This window comes from Pseudomonas sp. MF6776 (genome assembly GCF_016613125.1).
GTDB lineage: Bacteria > Pseudomonadota > Gammaproteobacteria > Pseudomonadales > Pseudomonadaceae > Aquipseudomonas > Aquipseudomonas iridis.
In genome coordinates, this window is the sequence record NZ_JAENSQ010000003.1 from 252,584 (window position 1) to 279,354 (window position 26,771).

Annotated in this window: 28 protein-coding genes and 4 tRNA genes; 11 read left to right on the plus strand and 21 right to left on the minus strand. The window is 57.3% G+C overall.

Going from position 1 to position 26,771, the window contains the following annotated elements; translation table 11 throughout:
* Positions 1-243 precede the first annotated feature (243 nt).
* From JJD74_RS04940 to tig, 7 genes are all read right to left on the minus strand, one after another.
* Positions 244-1,110 carry a DUF2242 domain-containing protein gene (locus JJD74_RS04940; protein ID WP_047302024.1) on the minus strand — a complete coding sequence of 289 codons (867 nt, stop codon included), beginning with the start codon at positions 1,108-1,110 and terminating at the stop codon, positions 244-246.
* A gap of 467 nt (positions 1,111-1,577) precedes the next feature.
* Positions 1,578-3,449 carry a SurA N-terminal domain-containing protein gene (locus JJD74_RS04945; RefSeq protein WP_042559945.1) on the minus strand — a complete coding sequence of 624 codons (1,872 nt, stop codon included), beginning with the start codon at positions 3,447-3,449 and terminating at the stop codon, positions 1,578-1,580.
* A 229-nt stretch (positions 3,450-3,678) separates the two neighbouring features.
* Entirely contained in the window at positions 3,679-3,951 is a 273-nt protein-coding gene (locus JJD74_RS04950; protein WP_008077714.1) for an HU family DNA-binding protein, read from the minus strand.
* Between the two features lie 147 nt (positions 3,952-4,098).
* A complete protein-coding gene (lon, locus tag JJD74_RS04955) occupies positions 4,099-6,495 on the minus strand; it encodes an endopeptidase La (protein ID WP_042559946.1) in 2,397 nt (798 codons plus the stop codon).
* A 162-nt stretch (positions 6,496-6,657) separates the two neighbouring features.
* The gene (gene clpX, locus JJD74_RS04960) at positions 6,658-7,941 is read right to left on the minus strand and encodes an ATP-dependent Clp protease ATP-binding subunit ClpX (RefSeq protein WP_200611876.1); all 1,284 of its coding nucleotides are present in this window, start codon (positions 7,939-7,941) and stop codon (positions 6,658-6,660) included.
* 113 nt (positions 7,942-8,054) lie between these two features.
* Positions 8,055-8,690, minus strand: a complete 636-nt coding sequence (gene clpP, locus JJD74_RS04965) for an ATP-dependent Clp endopeptidase proteolytic subunit ClpP (RefSeq protein WP_042559948.1) — start codon at positions 8,688-8,690, stop codon at positions 8,055-8,057.
* Between the two features lie 92 nt (positions 8,691-8,782).
* Positions 8,783-10,093 (minus strand): trigger factor, encoded by a 1,311-nt coding sequence (gene tig, locus JJD74_RS04970; protein WP_042559949.1) that lies wholly within the window; start codon positions 10,091-10,093, stop codon positions 8,783-8,785.
* A gap of 144 nt (positions 10,094-10,237) precedes the next feature.
* Here tig and JJD74_RS04975 point away from each other — a divergent pair, with 144 nt between their 5' ends.
* Positions 10,238-10,450: a hypothetical protein gene (locus JJD74_RS04975; RefSeq protein WP_042559950.1), complete on the plus strand. Its 213-nt coding sequence runs from the start codon at positions 10,238-10,240 to the stop codon at positions 10,448-10,450.
* Positions 10,451-10,495: 45 nt separating this feature from the next.
* Here the strand turns inward: JJD74_RS04975 and JJD74_RS04980 are convergent.
* The 4 genes from JJD74_RS04980 to JJD74_RS04995 all read right to left on the minus strand — a co-directional run bounded on the left by JJD74_RS04980 (position 10,496) and on the right by JJD74_RS04995 (position 10,974).
* Positions 10,496-10,571, minus strand: a tRNA-His gene (locus JJD74_RS04980).
* Between the two features lie 76 nt (positions 10,572-10,647).
* Positions 10,648-10,732 (minus strand) — tRNA-Leu (locus JJD74_RS04985).
* 57 nt (positions 10,733-10,789) lie between these two features.
* Positions 10,790-10,865: transfer RNA gene (locus tag JJD74_RS04990), tRNA-His, on the minus strand.
* A gap of 32 nt (positions 10,866-10,897) precedes the next feature.
* Positions 10,898-10,974 (minus strand) — tRNA-Arg (locus JJD74_RS04995).
* Positions 10,975-11,249: 275 nt separating this feature from the next.
* Between JJD74_RS04995 and folD the strand changes: the two genes are divergently transcribed.
* Positions 11,250-12,104 carry a bifunctional methylenetetrahydrofolate dehydrogenase/methenyltetrahydrofolate cyclohydrolase FolD gene (gene folD, locus JJD74_RS05000; protein ID WP_042559951.1) on the plus strand — a complete coding sequence of 285 codons (855 nt, stop codon included), beginning with the start codon at positions 11,250-11,252 and terminating at the stop codon, positions 12,102-12,104.
* A 230-nt stretch (positions 12,105-12,334) separates the two neighbouring features.
* Positions 12,335-13,273: a D-alanyl-D-alanine endopeptidase gene (gene pbpG, locus JJD74_RS05005; RefSeq protein ID WP_042560023.1), complete on the plus strand. Its 939-nt coding sequence runs from the start codon at positions 12,335-12,337 to the stop codon at positions 13,271-13,273.
* Between the two features lie 55 nt (positions 13,274-13,328).
* On the opposite strand, the gene JJD74_RS05010 is transcribed toward pbpG, so the two are convergent.
* From JJD74_RS05010 to JJD74_RS05020, 3 genes are all read right to left on the minus strand, one after another.
* Positions 13,329-13,532: a hypothetical protein gene (locus JJD74_RS05010; RefSeq protein WP_042560024.1), complete on the minus strand. Its 204-nt coding sequence runs from the start codon at positions 13,530-13,532 to the stop codon at positions 13,329-13,331.
* Positions 13,533-13,544: 12 nt separating this feature from the next.
* The gene (locus JJD74_RS05015) at positions 13,545-13,751 is read right to left on the minus strand and encodes a DUF6021 family protein (RefSeq protein WP_200611878.1); all 207 of its coding nucleotides are present in this window, start codon (positions 13,749-13,751) and stop codon (positions 13,545-13,547) included.
* A gap of 89 nt (positions 13,752-13,840) precedes the next feature.
* The gene (locus tag JJD74_RS05020) at positions 13,841-14,566 is read right to left on the minus strand and encodes a peptidase C39 family protein (RefSeq protein WP_200611880.1); all 726 of its coding nucleotides are present in this window, start codon (positions 14,564-14,566) and stop codon (positions 13,841-13,843) included.
* A gap of 179 nt (positions 14,567-14,745) precedes the next feature.
* On the opposite strand from JJD74_RS05020, the gene JJD74_RS05025 reads away from it, so the two are divergent.
* Positions 14,746-14,913, plus strand: a complete 168-nt coding sequence (locus JJD74_RS05025) for a hypothetical protein (RefSeq protein WP_200611882.1) — start codon at positions 14,746-14,748, stop codon at positions 14,911-14,913.
* A gap of 156 nt (positions 14,914-15,069) precedes the next feature.
* On the opposite strand, the gene JJD74_RS05030 is transcribed toward JJD74_RS05025, so the two are convergent.
* Positions 15,070-15,819 carry a TerC family protein gene (locus tag JJD74_RS05030; RefSeq protein ID WP_200611884.1) on the minus strand — a complete coding sequence of 250 codons (750 nt, stop codon included), beginning with the start codon at positions 15,817-15,819 and terminating at the stop codon, positions 15,070-15,072.
* Between the two features lie 29 nt (positions 15,820-15,848).
* Positions 15,849-16,091: a hypothetical protein gene (locus JJD74_RS05035; protein ID WP_042560029.1), complete on the minus strand. Its 243-nt coding sequence runs from the start codon at positions 16,089-16,091 to the stop codon at positions 15,849-15,851.
* Between the two features lie 136 nt (positions 16,092-16,227).
* On the opposite strand from JJD74_RS05035, the gene nhaR reads away from it, so the two are divergent.
* The gene (nhaR, locus tag JJD74_RS05040; RefSeq protein WP_200611886.1) at positions 16,228-17,127 is read left to right on the plus strand and encodes a transcriptional activator NhaR; all 900 of its coding nucleotides are present in this window, start codon (positions 16,228-16,230) and stop codon (positions 17,125-17,127) included.
* On the opposite strand, the gene JJD74_RS05045 is transcribed toward nhaR, so the two are convergent.
* Positions 17,122-18,285, minus strand: coding sequence for an MFS transporter (locus JJD74_RS05045; RefSeq protein ID WP_042560031.1), 1,164 nt, complete (start codon positions 18,283-18,285; stop codon positions 17,122-17,124). The genes nhaR and JJD74_RS05045 overlap by 6 nt on opposite strands.
* Before the next feature lie 335 nt (positions 18,286-18,620).
* Between JJD74_RS05045 and sstT the strand changes: the two genes are divergently transcribed.
* Positions 18,621-19,853: a serine/threonine transporter SstT gene (gene sstT, locus JJD74_RS05050; RefSeq protein WP_200611889.1), complete on the plus strand. Its 1,233-nt coding sequence runs from the start codon at positions 18,621-18,623 to the stop codon at positions 19,851-19,853.
* A 141-nt stretch (positions 19,854-19,994) separates the two neighbouring features.
* On the opposite strand, the gene JJD74_RS05055 is transcribed toward sstT, so the two are convergent.
* Positions 19,995-20,504, minus strand: a complete 510-nt coding sequence (locus JJD74_RS05055; protein WP_042560033.1) for a DUF1993 domain-containing protein — start codon at positions 20,502-20,504, stop codon at positions 19,995-19,997.
* Positions 20,505-20,629: 125 nt separating this feature from the next.
* Here JJD74_RS05055 and JJD74_RS05060 point away from each other — a divergent pair, with 125 nt between their 5' ends.
* Entirely contained in the window at positions 20,630-21,277 is a 648-nt protein-coding gene (locus tag JJD74_RS05060) for a YceH family protein (protein WP_047300698.1), read from the plus strand.
* A gap of 70 nt (positions 21,278-21,347) precedes the next feature.
* Here JJD74_RS05060 and JJD74_RS05065 read toward each other — a convergent pair whose 3' ends face one another.
* On the minus strand, positions 21,348-21,866 hold the full coding sequence (locus tag JJD74_RS05065; protein ID WP_200611891.1) for a cupin domain-containing protein: 519 nt from the start codon (positions 21,864-21,866) through the stop codon (positions 21,348-21,350).
* Positions 21,867-22,063: 197 nt separating this feature from the next.
* Positions 22,064-22,882, minus strand: a complete 819-nt coding sequence (locus JJD74_RS05070; RefSeq protein ID WP_042560036.1) for a shikimate 5-dehydrogenase — start codon at positions 22,880-22,882, stop codon at positions 22,064-22,066.
* A gap of 255 nt (positions 22,883-23,137) precedes the next feature.
* Here JJD74_RS05070 and JJD74_RS05075 point away from each other — a divergent pair, with 255 nt between their 5' ends.
* The 3 genes from JJD74_RS05075 to JJD74_RS05085 all read left to right on the plus strand — a co-directional run bounded on the left by JJD74_RS05075 (position 23,138) and on the right by JJD74_RS05085 (position 24,204).
* The gene (locus JJD74_RS05075; protein WP_200611893.1) at positions 23,138-23,497 is read left to right on the plus strand and encodes a hypothetical protein; all 360 of its coding nucleotides are present in this window, start codon (positions 23,138-23,140) and stop codon (positions 23,495-23,497) included.
* 227 nt (positions 23,498-23,724) lie between these two features.
* Positions 23,725-23,919: a hypothetical protein gene (locus JJD74_RS05080; RefSeq protein WP_016984641.1), complete on the plus strand. Its 195-nt coding sequence runs from the start codon at positions 23,725-23,727 to the stop codon at positions 23,917-23,919.
* 102 nt (positions 23,920-24,021) lie between these two features.
* Positions 24,022-24,204, plus strand: a complete 183-nt coding sequence (locus JJD74_RS05085) for a hypothetical protein (protein WP_042560038.1) — start codon at positions 24,022-24,024, stop codon at positions 24,202-24,204.
* Here JJD74_RS05085 and JJD74_RS05090 read toward each other — a convergent pair.
* On the minus strand, positions 24,201-25,262 hold the full coding sequence (locus JJD74_RS05090) for an AI-2E family transporter (protein WP_042560039.1): 1,062 nt from the start codon (positions 25,260-25,262) through the stop codon (positions 24,201-24,203). The genes JJD74_RS05085 and JJD74_RS05090 overlap by 4 nt on opposite strands.
* A gap of 156 nt (positions 25,263-25,418) precedes the next feature.
* Here JJD74_RS05090 and trhP point away from each other — a divergent pair, with 156 nt between their 5' ends.
* Positions 25,419-26,756, plus strand: coding sequence for a prephenate-dependent tRNA uridine(34) hydroxylase TrhP (gene trhP / locus JJD74_RS05095; protein ID WP_200611895.1), 1,338 nt, complete (start codon positions 25,419-25,421; stop codon positions 26,754-26,756).
* Positions 26,757-26,771 lie beyond the last annotated feature (15 nt).

Below are 26,771 nucleotides of genomic sequence, written 5' to 3' on the forward strand. Positions count from 1 at the left end.
TGAATGGGCCTGAGCAAATGCCCAGTGCCTCGAGCATAACGTGCCCGTGTGAAGGAAAAGTGAAGCTTGGCCTTCATGAATAAAACGTAGCAGGCGGTCAGGAATTTATCGCGGGATTTTTGTCAGGGGAATGTAACGAGATATTCCTCTGTGGCGCTGCCGAAGGCTGGATCCTTGATGATTTCAAGATCAAAAGATCGCAGCCTTCGGCAGCTCCTACAGGGGACGAGTCGAGTCGTGGGATTATTGGCCGGAGGCTGGCATTGCCGGAATCGGCTCGGACGGCGGCGGAATGTCCGTCGGATTGGCCGGTGGCGTGATGGTTTCGGTAGCCGGGGCAGGTTCTGCACTGGATGCCGGAGCAATCGGGGTCGACTCCGCAGGAGGCACTACCGGCTCGGAACTGACCGGTGCCGGTTCAGCGGGCGCAGGCGCGGTCACGGCTGGCTCCGGTGCTGGTACAGGCGCTGTAACAGGTGCTGGAGCGGGCTCTGCGGCCGGCGTCAGGCTCGCGGGGGCCACTTTTGCCTCAGGCACGCCCAGATCCGTCTTCGGCTTTTCCTCGATATGTGCAGCTTTCTTGGTTTCTGCCGGCAGAAATTGTTCGACCAGGGTAAAGAAGCGCTCATAGAACTTCTGCGCCGTCACCGTCTCGCTGGCGACCTTGACCATCGAATCGTCCGACGAGCCGATCGGCATCGATACCGACCCCAACACGCCGACACCGAGACTGGCCGAGTTGTTGGTCTTCTTCAGCGCATAACGATCCTGCAAGGCATTGGCGAACATCGTCGCGTGGTGCCCGGCACTGCCGTCATCGGCACAGACCACATTGAAGCTGATCTCCATGTGCGTATCGCCGGTTTGCTGAAAACTCTTGTGGCCACTGATGAGTTTCGAATCGCTGCTGGTAATGATGTAGCCCTGACTCAGCAACGCACGACGCGCCGCTTCGCAACTGACAACGTCGGTCACGGGGTAATTACGCGAAAACGTACCGGAGTCATCGAAGCTCTCGTGCTCATACATCGGCTTGTCTTTCGCACAACCGGCAACACCGGCCAACAACAGCGCCAACCCGACAACACGCAGGGGAGTGGAAATCAACATTAAACATCCTGAGGGAAAACAGTCCGGGGCGTATTGTGCAACAGAACGCGCCCTCGCGGCGTATGGATTAGTGTCTTGAAACGGTTACAAGCCTATCGACCCCAGATTGCGGAAAAAGGTCGCGCTGATAACTCAATGAAGGAAATCCAGCAAAATCCATAATCAGTTCTCGGCTAAAAGCGACGACAGCAACACCCCAAACCGAATGGTTAGTTACAGAAGAGAGCATCAGCAACCAATGCGTCGCCTATCGACCTGCCATCGCTGGCAAGCCAGGTCCCACACAGACTGCGTGCACTCCGACGATATTGGTCGGCGGTCAGGCTGGCTCCCACTGTTTTAATGTGCGCCCCACTCCCCCCCCAAGAGCGTGGTCGGCCGACAGACCGCCAAGGCGAAAAAACAACACTAAGAAAAAAGCCCCGGCACACAGGCCGGGGCTTCTTGTACTACAGCTCAAACCGCCATCAGAACTTCTTGATGTCAGCCTTGCTTTCCAACTGCTTGCGATACGCCGCAAAGTCCTGCTGACCTTCACGCGACGCAAGGAAGCGACGGTACTGAACCTTCTCTTCATCCGTCGGAGCAGCCGCTTCGTTCACGCCATTGAGGCGAACGATCACCAAACTGCCGTCCGGCAACGTCACACTGGTGAACGTCGGTTTGTCCTTGGCAGCCGGTTTCGGCATGCGGAACAGTGCTTGCAGCACCGCCGGTTCAACACCTTCCTGACCACGGGTGGCCGCTCCGGTGGTTTTCCAGTCCTGACCGTCAACTGCTTTGTCCAGAGGAGCCTTGCCATCACGCAGATCAGCAATCAGCTTCTCGGCCTTGGTCTTGGCTGCAGCGCTGGCATGCTCTTTGGTCAACTGAGTGCGGATGGCCGCACTCACGCTTTCCAGAGGCAGTTGAGCAGGCTTCAAGTGCTCCTTGGCACGCAGCACGATCACCGTGTCCGGATCCAGCTCAATGGCGGTGCTGTTGGCACTCTCATCGAGCACTTCGGTGCTGAATGCAGCAGTGACTACGGCACGGTTGGCCGTAACCCCTTCGCCACCTTCACGGCCGAATGGCTTGGAAGTGTGAACGGTCAGCTTCAAATCTGCTGCTGGCTGAGCCAGGTCAGACGCTTCAAACGCGGAGTCTTCCAGTTGCTTGGTCGCCTCGACGAAACGCTGCTCGACCTGCGCCGCTTTCAAATCGCGGGTCAGCTTGTCTTTCAGGCTGGCCAGGGACGGCACTTCAGGTGCTTCAACACCCAGCAGCTTGATCAGGTGGAAACCGAAATCGGTGCGAACCGGCTCGGAAACCTGATCTTTGGCCAGCGAGTACAGCGATTTTTCGAAGGCTGGGTCGTAGACACCAGGACCTGCGTAACCGAGGTCACCGCCATTGTTGGCCGAACCCGGATCCTGCGAGAACTCCTTGGCCAGCGCTTCGAATTTCTCGCCTTTGGCCAGACGCGCCTGGACTTCTTCGATCTTCGCTTTGGCTTGAGCTTCGGTGGTCTTGTCGTTCACTTCGATCAGGATGTGAGCCGCGCGACGCTGCTCCGACAGGTTGGCAATCTCTTTCTGATACGCCGCCTGCAGGTCTTCATCCTTGACAGTAACCTGGTCGAAGAACGAGGCCTTCTTCAGCTCCAGGTAATCGATGACGACTTGATCCGGAGTCATGAACTCCTTGGCGTGTTCGTCGTAGTAAGCCTTGACCTCATCGTCGGTTACTTTGACTGCAGCCGGATCGGCCTTGACGTTCAGGGTCGCGAAGTCACGGGTCTGTTTTTCCAGACGGGCGAAAGCCAGTACTTCGGCGTCGGTCACAAAGCCGCTGCCTGCAACGCCGGCGCGCAGTTGGCCGATCAGCATTTCCTGAGCCAGCATCTGGCGGAACTGCATACGGCTGTAACCCAGTTGACGGATTACCTGGTCGAAACGCTCGGAGCTGAACTTGCCGTCAACCTGAAATTCAGGCGTCAGCAGAATCACCTGATCAAGGGCACCTTCGGAGAAAGCAAATTTCGCTTCGTCCGCACCTTGCAGCAGCAGCTTGCGATCAATCAAACCCTTGAGGGCTGATTCGCGGAGCATTTTTTCATCGAGCAACGAAGCGTCGAAATCCTTGCCCAGCTGTTGCATCAGTTGACGGCGTTGCATATCAACGGCTTGGCTGAGCTCATTCTGGCTGATGTCTTCACCGTTGACCGTGGCCGCATTCTGGCTGTTGGTCGTAGCCTGGAAAATGGCCTCGACACCCGTGAACGCCATCAATACAACGATGATCCCGATAATAGTCTTGGCAATCCAGCCTTGTGAATTGTCCCTGATATTCTGCAGCATGCGTCCCCCAGAAACGGTTGAATTTCAATATTTAGGCAACCGTGGAGCGTGGGTAAAATCCGGATAGAAGAAAGGCGCATCCGAGGATGCGCCTTCTCGTAACTGGCGGAGCGGACAGGGCTCGAACCCTAGATCCCGGCGTTACAGGCAGCTGTTTCAGCGACCTGCTCTACCGCTCCGCTGCCAAGTCAGGCATAACCCCGACCCGGATGGGTAAAAACCTGAAAACTTAGTTAACCGCTTCTTTCAGTGCTTTACCGGCTTTGAAACCTGGTTTTTTAGCAGCAGCGATTTGCAGCGTCTTGCCGGTCTGTGGGTTACGACCAACGCGAGCTGGACGATCAGTTACGGAGAAAGTACCGAAACCAACCAGAACTACGGAGTCGCCAGCCTTGAGAGCGCCAGTGACGGATTCGATTACAGCGTCCAGCGCACGGCCAGCAGCAGCTTTCGGGATATCAGCGGATGCAGCGATAGCATCAATCAGTTCCGACTTGTTCACTCTAAGTCCCCTTATATCTATTTTGAGATGATTCTAAGTTTTTTGGTGAAAGCAAAAACGAGTGCTGGATGGCCTACAAACACTTAAGAGCCGCTTTATAACAAGGGCTCTAAAAAGCTGTCAAGGAAGCCACCCAGTCAAAAACGATTAATGCGTGCTAATTCTTTCCTTAGAGTCAGACTCACGTTTTTCATCCTTGGCAACTATCTCCGGAGCCACATCCGGCAAGGGCTCCGGCGCGTATTGCAGCGCAATTTGCAGGACCTCGTCAATCCATTTAACCGGTTTAATCTGCAGATCCTGCTTGATATTGTCAGGAATCTCCTTCAAATCGCGCACGTTCTCTTCCGGAATAATCACAATCTTGATTCCGCCGCGGTGTGCCGCCAGCAGTTTTTCCTTCAGACCGCCGATTGCCAGTACCTGACCACGCAGTGTGATTTCGCCCGTCATGGCGACATCAGCGCGCACCGGAATACCGGTCAGCGCAGACACCAATGCCGTGCACATGCCTACACCGGCGCTAGGACCATCCTTCGGGGTCGCCCCTTCCGGCATGTGAATGTGCGTGTCGCGCTTCTCGTGGAAGTCCAGAGGAATGCCCAGGCTCTTCGCACGGCTGCGCACAACGGTCAGGGCAGCAGTGATCGATTCGACCATTACATCGCCCAGCGAGCCCGTCTTGATCAACTGACCTTTGCCAGGTACGACAGCGGCTTCGATAGTCAACAATTCGCCGCCAACCTGCGTCCAGGCAAGGCCGGTGACCTGACCGATCTGATCCTGCTGCTCGGCCAGGCCATAGCGAAATTTGCGCACACCGAGGAAGTGCTCCAGCAGCTCAGCTGTCACTTTCACCGAGAAGCGTTTTTCCATCGCATGCTCTTTCACCGCCTTGCGGCAGACCTTGGCGATCTGACGTTCGAGGCCACGAACACCGGCTTCACGGGTGTAGTAACGAATAATGTCGCGGATTGCTTCGGCGTCGAATTCCAGTTCGCCTTTCTTCAGACCGTTGGCGGTGATCTGCTTAGGCGACAGGTATTTGACCGCGATGTTGATCTTCTCGTCTTCGGTGTAGCCCGGCAGACGGATGACTTCCATCCGGTCGAGCAGCGCCGGCGGGATGTTCATCGAGTTCGAGGTGCACAGGAACATCACATCCGAAAGGTCGTAATCGACTTCCAGATAGTGGTCGTTGAAGTTGTGGTTCTGCTCCGGATCGAGCACTTCCAGCAAAGCAGATGCCGGATCGCCACGCATGTCGCTGCCCATTTTGTCGATTTCATCGAGCAGGAACAGCGGGTTACGGACGCCCACCTTTGTCATTTTTTGAATCAATCTTCCCGGCATCGAACCGATGTAAGTCCGGCGGTGACCGCGAATTTCCGCTTCATCACGCACGCCACCCAAGGCCATGCGCACGAATTTGCGGTTGGTGGCATGAGCAATCGACTCTGCCAACGAGGTTTTACCCACACCAGGAGGACCAACCAGGCACAACACCGGGCCACGGATTTTTTTCACGCGTTTTTGCACGGCGAGGTATTCAAGGATACGTTCCTTGACCTCTTCGAGGCCGTAGTGATCGGCATCGAGAATGTCTTCTGCGCGAGCCAGGTCCAGACGCACCTTGCTCTGCGCCTTCCACGGCACCTGCACCAGCCAGTCGATGTACGAGCGCACCACGGTGGCCTCGGCGGACATCGGCGACATTTGCTTGAGCTTGTTCAGCTCGGCAGTGGCTTTGGTCAAGGCGTCCTTCGGCAGACCCGCAGCGTCGATACGCTTTTTCAGGTCTTCGATTTCGTTGTGGCCTTCATCGCTGTCACCCAGTTCTTTCTGAATGGCCTTCATCTGCTCATTCAGGTAGTACTCGCGCTGACTGCGCTCCATCTGCTTTTTGACGCGACCACGGATGCGTTTTTCGACTTGCAGCAGATCGATCTCGGCGTCCAGCAATGCCAGGACGTGCTCGACCCGTGCCGACAAATCGATAATTTCGAGAATTTCCTGCTTCTGCTCGATCTTCAGCGCCATGTGTGCAGCCATGGTGTCGACCAGGCGGCCCGGCTCATCGATGCTGTTGAGCGAAGACAGGACTTCAGCCGGGACTTTTTTGCCCAGCTGTACATATTGTTCGAACTGCGAAAGCAGCGTGCGCACGAACACTTCGGATTCGCGCTCGACAGCCTCGACTTCTTCGATCAGCGAGACTTCGGCACGGCAGTGCCCGTCGACTTCACTGAAGCGTTCAACGGTACCGCGCTGCTCACCCTCGACCAGCACCTTAACGGTGCCGTCAGGCAGCTTGAGCAGCTGCAGAACGGTAGCGATGGTACCTACGCGATAGAGAGCGTCTTCACCGGGATCATCATCAGCCGGGTTTCTCTGGGCCAGCAACAGAATCTGCTTGTCGCCCGTCATCGCAGCTTCGAGGGCTTCGATGGATTTCTCGCGCCCCACGAACAGCGGGATAACCATGTGCGGATAAACCACGACATCACGCAATGGCAAGAGAGGCAATTCGATGGTTGTCTTCATGATTTCGCCTCTACGGCGGCCATATGGCCGTAATCAGATGGAATTAAGCTTGAAACCAAGATGGGGGCTGCCTTGAAAAAAAACAAGCGCAAAGCGGATGTAAAAAACGACATAAAAAAAAGAGGCCCGAAGGCCCCTTCTTTATTCCGGCAGAGTGGACGCTTATGCGTCCGGCGCTGCCTTGGCAGTCGGCTCACTGTTTTCGTAGATATACAGTGGCTTGGACTTGCCTTCGATCACACTTTCATCGATCACGACTTTGCTCACCTCAGACTGCGAGGGGATTTCATACATCGTGTCGAGCAGCACACCTTCGAGAATCGAACGCAGGCCACGAGCACCGGTTTTACGTTCCAGGGCACGTTTAGCGACTGATTTCAGTGCATCGGCACGGAATTCCAGATCGACGCCTTCCATCTCGAACAGCTTGGCATACTGTTTGGTCAGAGCATTTTTCGGCTCGGTGAGGATCTGCATCAGCGCAGCCTCATCCAGTTCGTCCAGCGTCGCGAGGACCGGCAGACGACCGACGAACTCCGGGATCAGACCGAACTTGACCAGATCGTCAGGCTCGACTTCACGCAGGGATTCACCGACTTTCTTGCCTCCTTCCTTGCTGCGCACTTCTGCGTTGAAACCGATGCCACCCTTGGTGGAACGGTTCTGGATGACCTTCTCGAGACCCGAGAAAGCGCCACCGCAGATGAACAGGATATTACGGGTGTCGACCTGCAGGAATTCCTGCTGCGGATGCTTGCGGCCACCTTGCGGCGGTACGGAAGCGACCGTGCCTTCGATCAACTTGAGCAAGGCCTGCTGCACGCCTTCACCGGAAACGTCCCGGGTGATCGACGGGTTGTCGGACTTGCGGGAAATCTTGTCGATTTCGTCGATATAGACAATACCCATCTGGGCTTTCTCTACGTCGTAATCGCACTTCTGCAGCAGTTTCTGAATGATGTTCTCGACATCTTCACCCACGTAACCGGCCTCGGTGAGGGTGGTGGCGTCGGCGATCGTGAACGGAACGTTCAGCAAGCGGGCCAGTGTTTCGGCCAGCAGGGTTTTACCGGAGCCTGTCGGGCCGATCAGCAGGATGTTGCTCTTGCCGAGTTCGACGTCGTCAGCCTTTTTGTCACGCTGGTTAAGGCGCTTGTAGTGGTTGTACACCGCTACGGCCAGAACCTTTTTTGCACGCTCCTGACCAATGACGTACTGGTCAAGGATGCCGCTGATTTCTTTAGGCGAAGGCAATTTATGCGCGCTGCTTTCGGCCTGGGCTTCCTGCACCTCCTCGCGGATGATGTCATTGCACAGGTCGACGCACTCGTCGCAGATAAAGACCGAGGGGCCGGCAATCAATTTGCGCACTTCATGCTGGCTTTTGCCACAGAAGGAGCAATAGAGCAGCTTGCCGTTGTCCTCGCCGTTGCGGGTGTCAGTCATTCGTTCGATCCAAATCCGATAGGCTTGCAACACAAGATGAAGGCTATTGCGGGCTTTTTCAAGCCCGCCGCTGATCAGACCAGCCGACCAAGCCTATTTTGAGCTGCTTATTTTTACGCTGGGCGCTGGTTGATCACTTCGTCGATCAAGCCATATGCCTTCGCAGCTTCTGCACTCATGAAGTTATCGCGGTTGGTATCGCGCTCGATTTCTTCCAGAGTGTGACCGCTGTGCTTGGCCATCAACGTGTTCAGACGTTCGCGAATGAAGAGGATTTCCTTGGCATGGATTTCGATATCCGATGCCTGGCCCTGGAAACCGCCCAGTGGCTGGTGAATCATCACACGCGAGTTCGGCAGGCAGAAACGCTTGCCTGGAGCACCTGCGGTCAGCAGGAATGCGCCCATGCTGCAGGCCTGGCCGATGCAAGTGGTCGATACGTTGGGTTTGATGAACTGCATGGTGTCGTAGATCGACATGCCCGCTGTCACCGAACCGCCCGGGGAGTTGATATAGAGATGGATGTCCTTGTCCGGGTTTTCCGCTTCAAGGAACAGCAGTTGCGCGCAAATCAGGTTGGCCATGTAGTCCTCTACCGGACCAACCAGAAAGATCACTCGCTCCTTGAGCAGGCGCGAGTAGATGTCATAGGCGCGTTCGCCACGAGCAGATTGCTCGACAACCATCGGAACCAGGCCGCCTGCGGCCTGGATATCAGAGTTCTGCTGAATATACGAATTACGGAACATGCTCTGCAGTCACTCCCAAATAGTTATGTCTTGAATACGCATAAGCCAGCTCGAGAGCTGGCTTATGTGAGCACTTCTTAACGCAAAAACAATCAGTCGGCTGTTGGAGCTTCTACCGGCTTGACCGCTTCTTCGTAAGAGACCGATTTGTCGGTCACGCTAGCTTTCTGCAGAACAGTATCCACAACTTGCTCTTCCAGCACAACCGAACGAACTTCGTTCAGTTGCTGGTCGTTCTTGTAGTACCAGGACACAACCTGCTCAGGTTCCTGGTAAGCAGAAGCCATTTCCTGAATCATTTCGCGTACGCGGGCTTCGTCAGGCTTGAGGTCGAACTGCTTGACCACTTCAGCCACGATCAGGCCCAGCACGACGCGGCGCTTGGCTTGCTCTTCGAACAGCTCGGCCGGCAGTTGGTCAGGCTTGATGTTGCCACCGAACTGCTGAACAGCCTGCACGCGCAGACGGTCGACTTCGTTGGACAGCAGAGCCTTTGGCACTTCAATCGGGTTGGTGGCCAGCAGACCGTCCATTACCTGATTCTTGACCTTGGATTTGATCGCCTGACGCAGTTCACGCTCCATGTTCTTGCGAACTTCGGTGCGGAAACCGTCGATACCGCTTTCCTTGATGCCGAATTGAGCGAAGAACTCTTCGTTCAGCTCAGGCAGCTTTGGCTCGGAAACGGTGTTTACAGTCACGGTGAACTCGGCGGTTTTGCCAGCCAGGTCCAGGTTCTGATAGTCCTCTGGGAAGGTCAGGTTCAGAACGCGCTCTTCGCCCGCCTTAGCGCCAACCAGGCCATCTTCGAAGCCCGGGATCATGCGGCCGGAGCCCAGCACCAGCTGAGTGCCCTTGGCGGAGCCGCCAGCAAACACTTCGCCGTCGACCTTGCCAACGAAATCGATGTTCAGCTGGTCTTCGTTCTGGGCAGCGCGATCGGCCACTTCAAAACGGGTGTTCTGCTTGCGCAGGATGTCGAGCATTTTGTCCAGGTCAGCGTCAGCCACGTCAGCACTCAGGCGCTCAACGGTGATACCTTCGAAACCAGCAACGGTGAACTCAGGGAACACTTCGAATACGGCAACGTATTCCAGATCCTTGCCAGCTTCGAGCGACTTTGGCTCGATTGCAGGCGAACCAGCCGGGTTCAGCTTCTGCTCGACCACAGCTTCGTAGAAGGAGGACTGGATGACATCACCAACAGCTTCCTGACGAGCATCAGCACCGAAACGGCGCTTGATTTCGCTCATTGGCACTTTGCCTGGACGGAAGCCAGCAATCTTGGCCTTTTGGGCAGTCTGCTGCAGACGCTTGTTGACCTGGCTCTCAATGCGCTCAGCCGGCACGGTGACGCTCATGCGGCGCTCAAGAGCAGTAGTATTTTCAACAGAAACTTGCATGGATATTCCTCGTTGCACAGACGTTAGCCGGCCGTTTCCGACCCCAGAATCAAGGGCATGCATTCTAGTGGGTCAAACTCAAGAAGTCACCCTACTGAAAACGGGTAAAAAAACAGCAGGCAATTTATAGGAGCCGATGCACGGATGCGTCGCGCCCCCGAGGCGAATACAACCAATCACGCCAGGGCTCTGCGCCGACCTCTTCTATATATAGAAGCGGCGACCAATCATTCCCTGACGGCCGACCTTGCAAGCAAGCTCGACGAGCAGCACAGCATCATCGAGCAACATAAATTCGACGAAGCGCCCTGCTCTTGCGACTCGAAAGCGGCAATCGCCGACTTTTCAAATCGCTAAAACAAAAAAGGCGCCAGACTGTTAAATCTGGCGCCTTTCGAAATATGGGGTGGACGATGGGGATCGAACCCACGACAACGGGAGTCACAATCCCGTGCTCTACCAACTGAGCTACGCCCACCATATTGCGTAACAAAAAAGCCAAACAACTTCTTTGTTGAACCTCACCAGCCCAAAGGCATAAATGAAGCTTTAATTGGTGCGGATGAAGAGACTCGAACTCTTACGCCTCGCGGCGCTGGAACCTAAATCCAGTGTGTCTACCAATTCCACCACATCCGCGGATGAAGCTTTTAAAACAAAAACGCCAGACCGTTAAATCTGGCGCTTTTCGAAATATGGGGTGGACGATGGGGATCGAACCCACGACAACGGGAGTCACAATCCCGTGCTCTACCAACTGAGCTACGCCCACCATATCGCGTTACTTGTGCCAAAGCTGCCTAATGGCGCACCCGGCAGGACTCGAACCTGCGACCATCCGCTTAGAAGGCGGATGCTCTATCCAGCTGAGCTACGGGCGCCTTATTAATCTGTACTCTTAAAGGACTACAAACTAAGTGCTTTCCAGTGCCGCGGAACGTTGATTCCGCTTTACCTTCTTAACCAGTGCTAGGCTGTGCCCGACAAGTGCGACGAATAGTATAGAGCGCTCCAAAGGTCGTCAAATCCTTTTTGAAAAAAATTCATTTAATTAAAGGAGTTAGGGGAATTTGCTGACCAAGCGCCTTTGCCCTCACCGCCCGACATGCGAGAATGCGTTCTCTTTTTTTCCCCTCTCGATGGTTAATCACGCGCAATGACTGCACAACTAATCGACGGCAAATCGATCGCCGCCAGCCTGCGCCAGCAGATCGCCAAACGAGTTGCCGAGCGTCGCCAGCAAGGCCTGCGCACTCCCGGCCTCGCGGTGATCCTGGTCGGCAGCGATCCTGCCTCTCAGGTTTATGTCTCGCACAAGCGTAAAGACTGTGAAGAGGTCGGCTTCCTCTCGCAAGCCTACGACCTGCCCTCTGACACCACTCAGCAAGCGCTGACCGATCTGGTCGACCGTCTTAACGACGATCCGGCCATCGACGGCATTCTGTTGCAGCTACCGCTGCCCGAGCATCTGGACGCCTCCAAATTACTGGAGCGCATCCGCCCGGACAAAGACGTAGACGGTTTCCACCCTTATAACGTCGGCCGTCTGGCCCAGCGCATCCCACTGCTGCGCCCATGCACGCCAAAAGGCATCATCACCCTGCTGGAAAGCACCGGTGCTGATCTTTATGGCATGGATGCGGTGGTTGTCGGCGCCTCCAACATTGTGGGTCGTCCGATGGCGATGGAACTGCTGCTGGCCGGTTGCACCGTGACCGTGACACACCGCTTCACCAAGGATCTGGCCGGCCACGTTGGCCGTGCCGATCTGGTGGTCGTGGCCGCCGGCAAGCCGGGCCTGGTCAAGGGCGAGTGGATCAAGGAAGGCGCGATCGTGATCGACGTCGGCATCAACCGTCAGGAAGACGGCAAACTGGTCGGTGACGTTGTCTACGAAACCGCCCTGCCCCGCGCCGGCTGGATCACTCCAGTGCCGGGCGGCGTTGGCCCGATGACTCGCGCCTGCCTGCTGGAAAACACCCTCTACGCGGCAGAAACCCTGCACGCTTAAGTCGGTTTTTTCGCAGCATTGGAACCCCGCCTCGTGCGGGGTTTTTCATGCGTGAGAAAAAACACTAACCGTTCGCCGGAAACCCCTCTTTTTACAGGTCTTTTCACGAGATTTTCAGGTCATTCAAACAACCATCGACAGATGTTCAGCCATACTTCTAGAATGCGACGCTTTTAAGAAATAACCCGTTACAAACTAACGGAATATCCAACTTTTATGAGTTCGCCCGCGTGAAAATTCGTCATTCGATTCTGAGCCTGTTTTTTGCATTTACAGGCGCATTCATCACGCCAACGATCAACGCTGCGGAAACCACCGCCGCCCCACGTGACGCTTCGACACTGAAGATCGCTTCCGGCAGCGCCCTGCTCATGGATATGCAGACCAACAAAGTCATCTACTCCAGCAATCCTGACGTGATCGTTCCGATCGCTTCCGTCAGCAAGCTGATGACTGGACTGGTAGTGGTTGAAGCCCGACAGAACATGGACGAATGGATCAATGTCGATATCAGCAGCACGCCGGAAATGAGAGGCGTGTTCTCCCGAGTCAAACTCAAGAGTGAACTGCCGCGCCGCGAGATGCTGCTGATTGCCCTGATGTCTTCGGAAAACCGCGCAGCTGCAAGCCTGGCGCATCACTACCCGGGTGGCTACGCAGCGTTTATCGCGGCGATGAATGCCAAGGCAAAAGCACTGGGCATGACCAGCACTCACTTTGTCGAGCCGACTGGCCTGTCGCCGCGCAACGTATCCACCGCGCGCGACTTGAGCAAATTGCTCATAGCTGCGCAAAAGCAACCGTTGCTTGTTCAGTTGAGCACCACCAAGGAAAAAACCGTAGCGTTCCGCAAACCCAACTACACCCTGGGTTTTCGTAACACCAACCATTTGGTGAGCAAGGACAACTGGAACATCAGGATTACCAAGACCGGTTTCACCAATCAGGCCGGGCATTGCCTGGTGCTGGTGACGAGCATGGGCAATCGTCAGGTAGCGCTGGTGATTCTTGACGCATTCGGCAAATACACACATTTTGCCGATGCCAGCCGTATCCGCAGCTGGGTTGAGACGGGCAAGAGCGCCAACGTTCCAGCGGTGGCTCAACAGTACAAGGCCGATAAAAACCTCAAGAGCCGCCAGAGTGGCGTGGTTGAAGCCTCCAAGTAAAAGGTACCCAAACAAAAAGCCCCGAATTTTCGGGGCTTTTTTTCATCTACACGCCTCAGTCGTTAGGCAATGGCATCTTGTCATCGTCAGGAATGCCATCTCCCTTGCTGACATCCGGCGTAAGCCCAGGGGCTACCAAGGGCCGGGCCATTGGGTCGCGCATCGGGCTGTCCGGATCGAGCACTGGATCAACGCCTTCCTCAGGCGTCGTCGGCACGCTGTCGGGCTTTTGGTCATCGAAGCTTGAATCGGTACTCATACGCACCTCACATCAAGGTTTCAGATTGGCTAAAGGATCGTAGGGTTTGGCCGGTTTCTTTTCTTCTTCACCGGGCTCCACATCCAGCGGTGCCTTGGCGGGACCTACAGGATCAACTTGTGGATCGGCGACATCCGGCGAATCCGGATCAAACCCCAGGTCATCGCCTGAGGAATGCTCGGAAGAATGCGGGCTTTGCGGGGATCGAGAATCTGTCATGTCGCCTCCTTGTTCACCCGTGAACAACGGGTTGTCATCTTCAGAGGCCTGCCGAGCGCAGTCGTGCCCGGCAGATGACGAACGGAGACTCAGTGCGCGGCCAGTGCCTTACGCGCTTGCGCCGCTTCCGATTCCTGACCTGCCTGGGACAACTCGTCGGCAGCCTTGAGCCAGCGCTGGCGATCCACGTCCGCAGGAATCTGCGCAGGTTTCTGGATCAGGATGGCCCAGCCGCCAGACTTTTCGAAGGCCGATTCAAAAGCGCTGAAGCTCATCAGCTCGCGACGGTTCATGCCCGCGCGCAGCAGCACCTTCTGTTTATTGCGGTCGTAACCGGAAAGAATCGCGTAACGCGGCTCAGCCCAGAATGCCGAACCTTCGCTGAACCGCACCATCACCGGGAACCCTGCCGCAACCTGGGTCAACAAGACCGGCAAGCTCTTGTCCAGCGGATACACAACCATGCCGTATTCTCGGGCCACGTTCTGGATGTTCTGTTGCAGCTTGTCCTCGGCACCCGGCAGGTGCAGCGGTTTTTCCAGCAAGCCCGGCGTGATCACGATGCCTTGCTGCGACAACAGACTGGCCAACACCTGCGGGCCGCTTTGATTGGCTTCGCCCCGATAGAACGTGCCGCTCAGCTCGACCCGTTCCGGCAGTCGCTTGACCTGCGGCGCGACAGTGCTCGCACACCCAACCATCACGGCTGCGCATCCGGCCACCACCAGCGCCGCACGAATTCGAGAAAATACCTGCACCTTTGTCACTCTCTGTTCAGACGCCGGTCGTCGTGTTCCGGCAAGGTCAAGGATCATAGGACGCCGCAAGGCTGCGGTATAGCCTTAAACCGCAGACACATCGATTGCATAGAGCAAACTGATTGGTCATCACCGACCTTTGGTCAATAGCTTGAAACACCCCAGTGACTAGACTGTCACTGAGACAGAGCGAACTGAAAAGTGGGCGCCCGATGCAGGGCAAAGAGGAGGCACTGATGAGCCTGACCATGACCATCGTAATGTTGATTGCCGGCTGGCTGGCTGTGGCCACCGCCATGCTTTGGGGAGTGCTGCGGATTGCGCGGCGCCATCATCATCCGGTTCAGACCACGCCGGTAGATAAGGTTGAAAAGCATCGCGTACGTCACGCCACAGCGCATTAAAAAATGCTGAAAGCCCCTCACCCTGGCCCTCTCCCTCGTGAGAGTTCTGGGCGGGCGGCGCGATGACGGGCGGTTTCGAATAGACACCACAAATCTTCAGTCGAAAAAAAACCGCCTGAACTCCAGGAGTTCAAGCGGCCTTTTGTCTTTCAGCTATTACGCCTGCGCGGCCAGCTTCTTCTGCTTGGCACGACGCGACAGCATGTTCAGCACTTCAATCCCGGCCGAGAACGCCATGGCCGCATACACATAACCTTTCGGTACGTGGGCGCCGAAGCCTTCGGCGATCAGCGTCATGCCGATCATGATCAGGAAGCCCAGGGCCAGCATCACCACCGTCGGGTTGTCGTTGATGAACTTGGCCAGCGGATCAGCAGCCAACAACATCACCAGTACCGAGGCCACGACCGCGATGATCATGATCGGCAAGTGTTCGGTCATGCCGACCGCAGTGATGATGCTGTCGATCGAGAACACCATGTCGAGCACCAGGATCTGGCCGATAGCCGCAGCAAAGCCCAGCGTGACCGTCGAGGTGGCCGACTTCGGGTCTTCCGGCGCCGGGTCCATGCTGTGATGGATTTCGGTAGTGGCTTTCCAGACCAGGAACAGACCACCGGCAATCAGGATCATGTCCTTCCAGGAGAAAGCCTGGCCGAGGATGTCAATCACCGGCTCGGTCAACTGCACGATGAACGCGATAGTGCTCAACAGCGCCAGACGCAGAATCAACGCCATGCCGATACCAATGCGCCGCGCCTTCTGGCGATGCTGCTCAGGCAACTTGTTGGTCAGGATCGAAATGAAGATCAGGTTATCGATGCCGAGCACGATCTCCATCACGACCAGTGTGGCCAAGGCAACCCAGGCGGTGGGGCTGGCGGCGAGTTCTAACAGATATTCCATGGGTCAGTCCTGACTCTGTGTAAGACGATTTAGATGGTCTTGGAGGAAGATTCGGAAGTTTCCGAGTCTTTTTCCGATGGTTCTTTTTTCTCGATCAGCCCGCCAGTGGCGTCGCTGATTGCTTGCTCGGCAGCCTTGTGGGTGTCATCGATGGCTTGCTTGGCGCTTTCGGCCGCTTTGCCCATCAACTGCTGAGCGCTTTTCTCGGCCTGATCGCAACCGGTCAGAACCAGTAAAGACGTAAACATCAACACAGGGAATGTGTATTTCATGAGGCTTCCTTGGAATAAACAGTCAGGGTCACAGACCGACCCTCGATGGCTGGGCATTCTAGGGAGCGAAACACTTCAGGAAAATTCGTATTTTTAGCGGCTATACTTCGGTTTTTACGAACTGACGGAGCCGCTAATGCTCAATTACCGACAACTGCATTATTTCTGGGTGGTCGCCAAAACCGGCAGCATCGTGCGTGCCTGCGAGCAGTTGAACCTGACGCCACAGACTATCAGCGGGCAGATTTCCCTGCTCGAGCAAACTTACGGTATTGAATTGTTCAGACGGGTTGGCCGGCAGTTGGAGCTCACCGAGGCCGGGCGTCAGGCCCTGCCCTACGCCGAGCAGATGTTTCAACTGGGCGGCGAACTGGAACTGATGCTGCGCGCCCAGCCCAACGAACAGCAGATCCTGTTCCGCGTTGGTGTTGCAGACGTGGTGCCGAAATCCATCGTCTATCGCCTGATCGCGCCAACCATGGAGCTGAACGAACCACTGCGCATCACCTGCCGCGAAGACAAACTCGAGCGATTGCTGGCGGATCTGGCGATCCAGCGCCTGGATCTGGTGATTTCCGACAGCCCGATGCCATCACACCTCGACATCAAGGGCTACAGCCAGAAACTCGGTGAGTGCGGGATCAGTTTCTTCGCGACCGCCGAGCTGGCTGCGCGCTTCGGTCAGGATTTTCCGCGCAGTCTGCACGGCGCACCGCTGTTGATTCCCGGACAGGAAACCGTGGTGCGCAGTCGGTTGCAGCGCTGGTTTGCCGAGCAGCAGATCCAGCCGCAAATCGTCGGCGAGTTCGATGACAGTGCCTTGATGCAGGCCTTCGGCCAATCGGGCAGCGGGATTTTTATCGGCCCCAGCGTGATTGCCGAGGAAGTGAAGCGCCAGTACGGCGTTCAGCTGATCGGCCAGACCGACGCGGTGACCGAGTCGTTCTATGCCATATCCGTGGAGCGCAAGGTCAAGCACCCCGGCATCGTTGCGATTACCGAAGGTGCCCGACGCGAGCTGTTTACCGCGTTATGAAGCCTCGGCGCAGACGTCGCGCGGCTTGAGCGTCATCAGCACCATGGCGAGGAACACCGACAGCAGAATGAACCCTGCGGCGGCAAACCCGAGGAAGCCCAGACCTGCGCTGTCGATGACCCGGCCGCCGACCATCGCGCCCAGACCGATTCCCAGGTTGGCGCCGGCGATGTTCAGCGATGCGGCGAAGGCCGGCGCTTCAGGCGCGGCTTTCATCAGGCGCACATGGCTGACCAGGAACAACGCCGCCTGAGTCACGCCCCAGATCCCCATTGCAACCGTCAAACCCAGCGGCGAATGAATGTTCGGCACCAGCGACACCATGCCGGCAATCATGAACGCACAGAACAACACCGACGCTCCCAGCGGATGGCGGTCCACTGCACGACCACCCAACGAGTTGCCGATCAAGCCGACCGCGCCGAAGCCCATCAGGCACCAGCCAACCACTGTGCCGTTGAAACCGGCGAGGCGTTCAAGGATGTCGGCCAGATAGGTGTAAACGGTGAACATGCCGCTGAACACCAGAATCGACAACACGACGTGGCCGATCATCAGCGGGCTGCGCAAGATCTTGAACTGCGAGCTGAAGCTGACCTGATGCTGGTGCAGATCGGTTTTCGGCAGATACACAAACAGCAGCAATGCCTTGGCAAAGGCGATTACCGCCAGAATGCCAAACGCGCTGCGCCAGCCGAACGCATCGGATATCAAGGTGCCGACCGGAATGCCGAACACCGTGGCGCAGACAATGCCGAAGCCGATCTTGGCGATGGCTCGACCGGCAAAGTCCGGGCCGACGATGTCCACCGCCGTTTCACTGGCCAGCGCCCAGAACACCGGCAGCCCCAGCGCCGGGATCAACCGGGCAATCGCCATCACCCAGATATTGGGCGCCAGTGCGGCCACGGTATTGGCCAGACCGAACATGATCAGGATGCTGATAAACAGCTTGCGCCGCTCGAAGCGAGCGAAATACGCGGTCAAGAATGGGCCGAACATCGCCACGGTAAAAGCGAATAGAGTCACCAGCAGGCCGGCCTGCGGGATGGTGACCTCAAGGTCTCGGGCTATCGCCGGTAGCAGGCCGACGATAACGAATTCCGTGGTCAGCACCGTGAAACCGGCGGCGGACAACAGAAGGATGGGAAACAGCATGGGAAACTCCAACGAAACGACGACACCAGCGATGACCGGAAGGCCCGCTGGCAGAACTTGAAAATGAGGATGCGCGATCTTAACAGAGTGTGTCCGGACTGACTTGCACAAACCTGTCTATCTTGCTGACAGATCGGGTGGCAGATCGTCACATGCCTGAAGGATAAGGCCTACGCTGTGATAAAGTCCGCGCCCTGAAAAACGTACACCCGTTCAGCGGCCTGTTTAAGGACGTTGAATTTGCGTCAACACTTTCGCTGCGTGGTGGTGGTCTGCCCTGGTTTTGCCACCGCCTCACGCAACCTTGTACCCAATAAAAAAACAGAGATGCCGTCATGACCGCTTCATCCCCTTCTCTATTGCAACGCTTGAAAAACCTGAGCCTGGTCACGCAGATCGTGATCGGCCTGATTGCCGGTATCGTCTTGGCGATGTTCGCGCCGGAAGCGGCGAAATCGACGGCGTTTATCGGCAAGGTGTTCGTTTCGGCATTGAAAGCCGTGGCGCCGATTCTGGTGTTCGTGCTGGTCATGGCGTCGATCGCCAACCACAAGCACGGCCAGGAAACTCACATCCGTCCGATTCTGTTCCTTTACCTGCTGGGCACCTTCTCCGCAGCAGCGGTGGCTGTGGTCGCGAGCATGTTGTTCCCGTCGAATCTGGTACTGGCCACCGAGAACGTTGCGGTATCCGCGCCGGGCGGTATCGGTGAAGTGCTGCAAAGCCTGCTGCTCAGCGTGGTGGATAACCCGGTGAGTGCGCTGATGAACGCCAACTTCATCGGCATTCTGGCCTGGGCGATCGGCATGGGCATCGCGATTCGTCATGCCGGCGACACTACCCGCGAAGTGCTGGGTGATCTGTCCAACGGTGTCACGGTAATCGTGCGCGTGGTGATTCGCTTCGCCCCACTGGGGATCTTCGGCCTGGTCGCTTCGACGCTGGCAACGTCCGGCTTCGGCGCGCTGGTCGGTTATGCGCACCTGCTGGCGGTGCTGCTGGGCTGCATGCTGTTCGTGGCGCTGGTGATGAATCCGCTGATCGTGTTCTGGAAGCTGCGTCGTAACCCATATCCGCTGACCCTCAAGTGCCTGCGCGAAAGCGGCATCACTGCATTCTTCACCCGCAGTTCGGCGGCGAACATTCCGGTCAACCTGGAATTGAGCAAGCGTCTGGGCCTGCACGAAGACACGTACTCGGTATCGATCCCGCTGGGCGCGACGATCAACATGGCCGGCGCGGCGATTACCATCACCGTGCTGTCCTTGGCCGCAGTGCACACGCTGGGCATTGCCGTGGATATTCCGACGGCGATCCTGCTGAGTGTCGTCGCCGCGATCTGCGCCTGCGGCGCTTCGGGTGTGGCCGGTGGCTCGCTGTTGCTGATTCCGCTGGCGTGCAGCCTGTTTGGCATTCCAAGCGAGATCGCCATGCAGGTGGTCGCGGTAGGTTTCATTATTGGCGTGCTGCAGGATTCCGCCGAAACCGCGCTGAACTCCTCCACCGACGTGCTGTTTACCGCAGCGGCGTGCCTGGGTGAGGAAGAGAAAGCCCAACGCACCGCGTAATTTTCGCTGCAATAAAAAGCCCGCCAAGGTGTGAACCTTGGCGGGCTTTTTTGTGGCTGAAATCGCGCCCCCTCACCCCAACCCTCTCCCCCCGGGCGGTCCGACGTTTCGGAAAGGTTAGGGTGAGGGGCTCTTGGCGATTTAGAACGCGCCCATGTAATCGCGTTTACCCACTTCAACACCGTTGTGACGCAGCAAGGCGTAAGTGGTGGTGACGTGGAAGAAGAACTGCGGCAGACCGTAGGTCAGCAGGTAGGACTGGCCACTGAAGCGCTTCTCTTTCGGCGTGCCTGGACGGGTAACGATTTCGATGCCTTCCTTGCCATCGATCTGCTCAGGCTTGATCTCGCCGATGAAGGCCAGGACCTTGGCGATCAGGGCTTGCAGCTCGGCGAAGGTGGTTTCGCTGTCGTCGTACTTCGGCAGTTCGACTTCAGCCAGACGCGCGGAAACACCTTTGGCGAAGTCCACGGCGATCTGCACCTGACGGGTCAGCGGGAACATGTCCGGGTACAGGCGCGCTTGCAGGAAGGCGTTCGGGTCGATGTTTTTCTCGGTGGCGTGGGCTTCAGCCTTTTTCAGGACATCGCTCAGGGCGTTGAGCATTTGTTGAAAAACCGGGACGGATGCGGCGTACAGGGAAATGGTCATGGCAGTCTCGTGTAGTGGCTGGGTGGAACATGGGGGCGATTATAGCCATGCTTGATGACCACACGGCTTGCCTTTTGTTTGGCAAGGATTACGCTAGGCGCCTTCGACTGCTGAGGGAACGCGCGATGACCACCGAACCAGAATCCACCTTTGACGAGCCACGGCTTAACGCCACGGAAATCCGTATCCTCGGTTCGTTGATCGAGAAACAGGCCACCAGCCCGGAAACCTACCCGTTGACCCTCAACGCACTGGTCACCGCCTGCAATCAGAAAACCAGCCGTGAACCGGTGATGAACCTGACCCAGGGCCAGGTTGGCCAGAGCCTGCGCGCTCTGGAAGGTCGCGGTTTTGCCAAGCTTGTCATGGGCAGTCGTGCCGACCGCTGGGAGCACAAGGTCGACAAGGCGCTGGAACTGGTGCCGGCGCAGGTGATCCTGACGGGGCTGCTGTTTCTGCGCGGCCCGCAAACCATCAACGAACTGCTGACCCGCAGCGGGCGCATGCATGATTTCGAAGATGCCGAGCAGGTGTTGCATCAGCTTGAGCGCCTGATTGCTCGCGGGCTGGCGGTGTTGATTCCACGTCAGGCCGGGCAGCGCGAAGATCGTTACACCCATGCGCTGGGTGATCCGGCGGATATCGAGGTCATTCTGGCGGCGCGGCACAACCCTCAGGAGCGCGGCGCGGCTAGCGGTGTTTCGGTGGAGCGTATCGAAGAGCTTGAGGCGCGGATTGCGGCGCTGGAAGAGCGCCTGGCGCGGCTGGAATAAACACCTGAAATCAGTGTGGGAGCCAGCAGGCTAGCTCCCACAGGAAATATCCGACCTTAAGACGTGCGTGTTATTCGCCATCCCAGTAATCCACCCCATCCGCCTGTCGCGCCACAGCGACAAAGCCTGACGCATTGCCTTCGGCATCGACCGTGAAATTGTCCATCACCGCATATTTATTCGAATCCGGGTATTCGCAAATATCCGGCTGCTGCTGAGTGCTGACTGCCAGATAGCGCAGTTCGCCCGCGCTGGTATTGATGATCTGATGCGCCATCTCCGGGCCGCCCGGCGGACAGGCAATGACATCACCTTCCCGGATCGGGAATCGCTCGGCGCCAAGACGCACCTCGCCCTCCCCGGCCACCACGTAGAACATTTCCTCATTGACCCGATGGCTGTGAAACGGGCTGCCGCGCATGCCCGGCGGCAGTGCATACAGGCGATACCCGAGTTTCTGTGCACCGAGTTGCTGGCCAATCCGCGCTGAGCGTTGCTGGTAACGTGCGGCGGTTTCGCCTTCGGGGGACAGGGCTTCGGGCAGCGGTTCGAGTTTGACCTGATGCAGATTGAGAATGCGCGGGTGCATGCTGACCTCGGTTTTTGTGGGTGGGCAAGTCTGGGCTTGCTGGCGAAGCAGTATAGGCAACCCGAAACACCGCAGTGACCCCATCGCTGGCAAGCCAGCCACATTGGGTCTTGGTGATACGCAGGTATTGTGCTCACCGAGATCCCTGTGGGAGCTGGCTTGCCAGCGATGGGGCCAGTTCATTCACCGCATGACTTTCAGCTACGCGCAAACTCCACCGCTGCCTGAAACTGCTCTTCGGTCGGCCGCACCCCGGTATAAAGCACAAACTGCTCCAGCGCCTGGATCGCAATCACCTCCAGCCCGGTGATCACTCGCTTGCCTTCAGCCCTTCCGCGCACGATCAGCGGCGTTTCCGAAGGAATCGCCACCACATCAAACACAGTCTGCGCCGCGTTGATCACCTCAGGCTCAAACGCCAGTTGCCCTGCTTCCGGGCCACCGTCCATACCGACCGGAGTGACGTTGATCAGCATCTGCGGGCGCTCATCGCCCAATGCTGCCAGCCAGCGATAACCCAGCGAGTCTGCGAGTGCACGCCCGGCGCGCTCGTTACGGGCGACGATCAAGCCGTTTTTGTAGCCACCATCACGCAGGGCACTGGCCACAGCCTTGGCCATGCCACCGCTGCCGCGCAGAGCGAAGGTCGATTCCTTGGGCACCGCGTGGGTTTCCAGCAGCTGTGCGATGGCAATGTAGTCAGTGTTGTAAGCCTTGAGATGGCCATGGGTGTTGACGATGGTATTGATCGACTGAATCGCCGCCGCCGACGCGTCCAGCTCATCGACCAGCGCAATACTGGCCTCCTTGAACGGCATCGACACTCCGCAACCACGGATGCCCAGCGCGCGAATCCCACTGACTGCGCCGGTCAGATCCTTACTGGCGAAGGCCTTGTAGTAGAAATTCAGGCCCAACTGCTCATACAAATGGTTATGAAAACGCAGACCGAAGTTACCCGGGCGGCCGGACAGGGACATGCACAGCTGGGTGTCTTTGTTCGGGTTCATCTGCATGAAACTTCTCCTTCAAACGCACTTTCGGATGGGCGGGATTAGCCAGCCCATCGGGTTCTGTTCGATCATATCGGCGTGTCTGAACGCGATGACGTTAGCGTTGAGCGTCCGGTAAAGAAAACGGTACAGACCTTACACAAAATTTACCTGGCGGCTGTGCTGAATTTCAAAAAATCGCTGTCTTAGAAGTATCCCCGCGACGACTGCGGGCCTGGTGCAGGCCCTGCCGCCGGGTCGAAGAACCGAGGAATTATCATGATTCGTAAACTCTCCATCATGGCAATGTTGATTGGCGCACTCGCTGTCACAGGACAGGCAGAAGCCGGTGGTGGCCATGGCTGGCAAGGCCCTGCGGTGTTTGGCGCGATCGTCGGCTCGGCCATCATCGGCTCGGCGCTGATCAATCAGGATCGACCGGTGTATGTCCAGCAACAACCGGTTTACGTTCAGCCACAACCGGTTTACGTGCAACAGCCGCCCCCACCGGTTTATTACCAACCGGCACCGGTGTATGTGCAGCAACCGGTATATATCCAACAGGCGCCCGCCTATTACGGCCCGCCTCGCGGTTATTACGGTCGGCCACACGGTTACTACGGTGGCCCACGCTGGTAACCGAAACACAAAGCCCCGCCTTGATAGCGGGGCTTTTTTGTGACCGTCTGTCGGCCAGCGTCTGAAAAAATCTCGCCAAGGTCGCTGTGAGGACAGTTTCAACAGCTAAAGTCGGCATGATGGATTTGACCGCTGGGGAAACATCGAACGGTCATTTATTTGTCATGACGGAACCGCAAGCTGAATCCGTCCGTAAACAACAGGTTGATAACAACAAGGACGACTCCATGCCAACACAAAATCCGCACCGCATCGTCGGCTTGTGCACCTCCAGCAAGGTGTACAGCGCGCTGACCGAGCTCAAGCACCTGGAAGGCCACCGCTGCGCCAAGTTTCTTTCGCTGCTGGCCGAGAACCTCGTGCACAAAGGGCTGCTCAATGAGCGTGAAGTGATGCACATGCTTGATCAAGTGGTCGATTGAAACAGCCCTCACTGTTATCAATGACCACTATCGAAAGCGTTGATTGTCCCTGAGAACGCCGAGTCCCTAAGGTAGCGCCATCGATTGATGGAGTTCCTTGTCATGGCTCAGGTTCAAATCATGTCCGTTATTGGCAGCGCCGTTCCCGCCTCACTCAGAGAGCTGGGATTGCTCGCCTGTTGGTATCTGGTGCGTGACGGCGAGCCGATCAGCGGCCCGCTCACGTCCTTGCCGGCAGCGCAGGCACTGTCGCAACAGGTCGCCGGCGCGCGGTTCCAGGTTTAAGGCAACTGCACCTTGGGCTTGGTCTCGATAAACAGCGCCCAGCTGGACATGAACAGCGCGGCAATCAAAGGCCCGATCACGAACCCGTTCAAGCCGAATACCGCCAGACCGCCCAGGGTCGAGATCAGGATCAGGTAGTCGGGCATGCGCGTGTCCTTGCCGACCAGAATCGGGCGCAGCACGTTATCGACCAGCCCGATCACGAAAATGCCGAACAAACCGAGCACGACACCCTGCCAGATCATGTTGCTGAGCAGGAAATAGACCGCCACCGGTGCCCAGACGATCCCGGCTCCGACAGCGGGCAACAGCGACAGAAACGCCATCAATACCGCCCACAGCAGCGCGCTGGGGATGTCGAGAAACCAGAAAATCGCGCCGCCCAGCGCGCCTTGCGTGACCGCGACCACCAGGTTGCCCTTCACCGTTGCCCGCACCACGCGGTTGAACTTCAGCTGCAGGCGTCGCTTGTGACTCTCTTCCAGCGGTACGGCGGTGCGTATCTTGCGCGCCAGTTCCGGGCCGTCTCGCAGAAAGAAGAACAGCAGATAGAGCATGATGAAGAAACTCACCACAAACTCAAATGTACCCTGGCCAAAACTGAATGCCTGAGTGGCCAGCACCTGGCTGCCCTGCATCGCCGACTTGACGATTTTGTCGCGCAAGCCGTTCAGCTCGCCCATGCCGAAACGGTCCAGCAAATGCTGGAAGTACGGCGGCAGACTCTGCTTGAACTGCGCCAGATAAGCCGCGACATCCAGCTCGCCACTCTCGATGTTCTTGTAGACCATCGCCCCTTCCTGGACCAGCAACACGCTGATGATGATCACGGGCAAAATCGCAATCACCAGGCAGACGCTCAACGTACACAGCGACGTCAGGTTGCGCTGCCAGCCGAATCGGGCCTGCAACCGGCGCTGCATCGGCGCAAACAGAATGCCGAGGATCACCGCCCAGAACACCGCGCCATAGAACGGCAACAGAATCCAGATGAAGGCCACCGTCACCAGTAACAGCAACACCGTCAGCGATTTGAATTGAATACTTTTTTGGTTCATGTCCAGTCCATGTCAGTCAGGCGCCATGCACGCCAGCCCAACTTAGTCAGCCGCCAACCGCGCGAGTGCCATCTTTATTCAAGGAGCATAGATCCAGATCAATAAACCCCGCAGACAACCGCGCTACCCTGCCGCGCTTTTGCGAGCGCTGCCGCCATGACTCCCACCCTCACTCTCGCCGCCCCCGAATTGCTCGCCCCCGCCGGCACCCTGAAAAACATGCGTTACGCCTTCGCCTACGGTGCCGATGCGGTTTACGCCGGCCAGCCGCGCTACAGCCTGCGGGTGCGCAACAATGAATTCGATCACGCCAATCTGGCACTGGGTATTCGTGAAGCGCAGGCGCAGGGCAAGCGCTTCTACGTGGTGGTCAACATCGCGCCGCACAATGCCAAGCTCAAGACCTTTCTCAAGGACCTGGCACCAGTCATCGAGATGGCGCCGGACGCGCTGATCATGTCAGATCCGGGGCTGATCATGCTGGTGCGCCGGCATTACCCGCAGATGCCGATCCACCTTTCGGTGCAGGCCAACACGGTGAACTGGGCGAGCGTCGAGTTCTGGCAGCAACAGGGCCTGAGCCGGATCATCCTGTCCCGCGAACTGTCGCTGGAAGAAATCGCCGAAATCCGCGAGCAAGTGCCGGGCATGGAACTGGAGGTGTTCGTTCACGGTGCCCTGTGCATGGCCTATTCCGGACGTTGCCTGCTCTCGGGCTACATGAACAAACGTGACGCCAATCAGGGCACCTGCACCAACGCCTGCCGCTGGAAATACTCGGCGCAGGAGGCCACGGAGAATCAGCTGGGCGAGATCGTCCAGACCTTTCAGCCCGAGCCAACCCTGGGTCTTGGCGCGCCGACCGATCAGGTGTTTCTGCTGCAGGAAGCCAATCGCCCTGACGAATTGATGCCCGCCTTCGAGGACGAGCACGGCACCTACATCATGAACGCCAAGGATCTGCGCGCGGTCCAGCACGTCGAGCGCCTGACCCGCATGGGCGTGCATTCACTGAAAATCGAGGGCCGGACCAAATCGCACTTTTACTGCGCGCGCACCACGCAGGTGTATCGCCGGGCAATTGATGATGCGATGGCCGGGCGCGAGTTCGATCGCAGCCTGATGAGCGATCTGGAATCACTGGCCCAGCGCGGCTACACCGAGGGTTTCCTGCGTCGCCATGTGCATGACGAGTACCAGAATTATCTGCATGGCAGCTCGGTGTCGGAGCGACAGCAGTTTGTCGGGGAGTTGACCGGCGAGCGGCGTGACGGATTGGCCGAGGTCAAGGTGAAGAATCGTTTTGCGCTGGGCGATCATCTGGAATTGATGACGCCTGGGGGCAACTTTCATTTTGATTTGCAGGAACTGCGCAACCTCAAGGGTGACGCTGTCGAGGTGGCACCGGGGGATGGGCACACGGTGTTCGTGCCGATTCCGGACGGGGTGGATTTGCGCTTCGGGTTGTTGATGCGCGACCTCAAGCCAAACTAACCAGCTCCATCATCC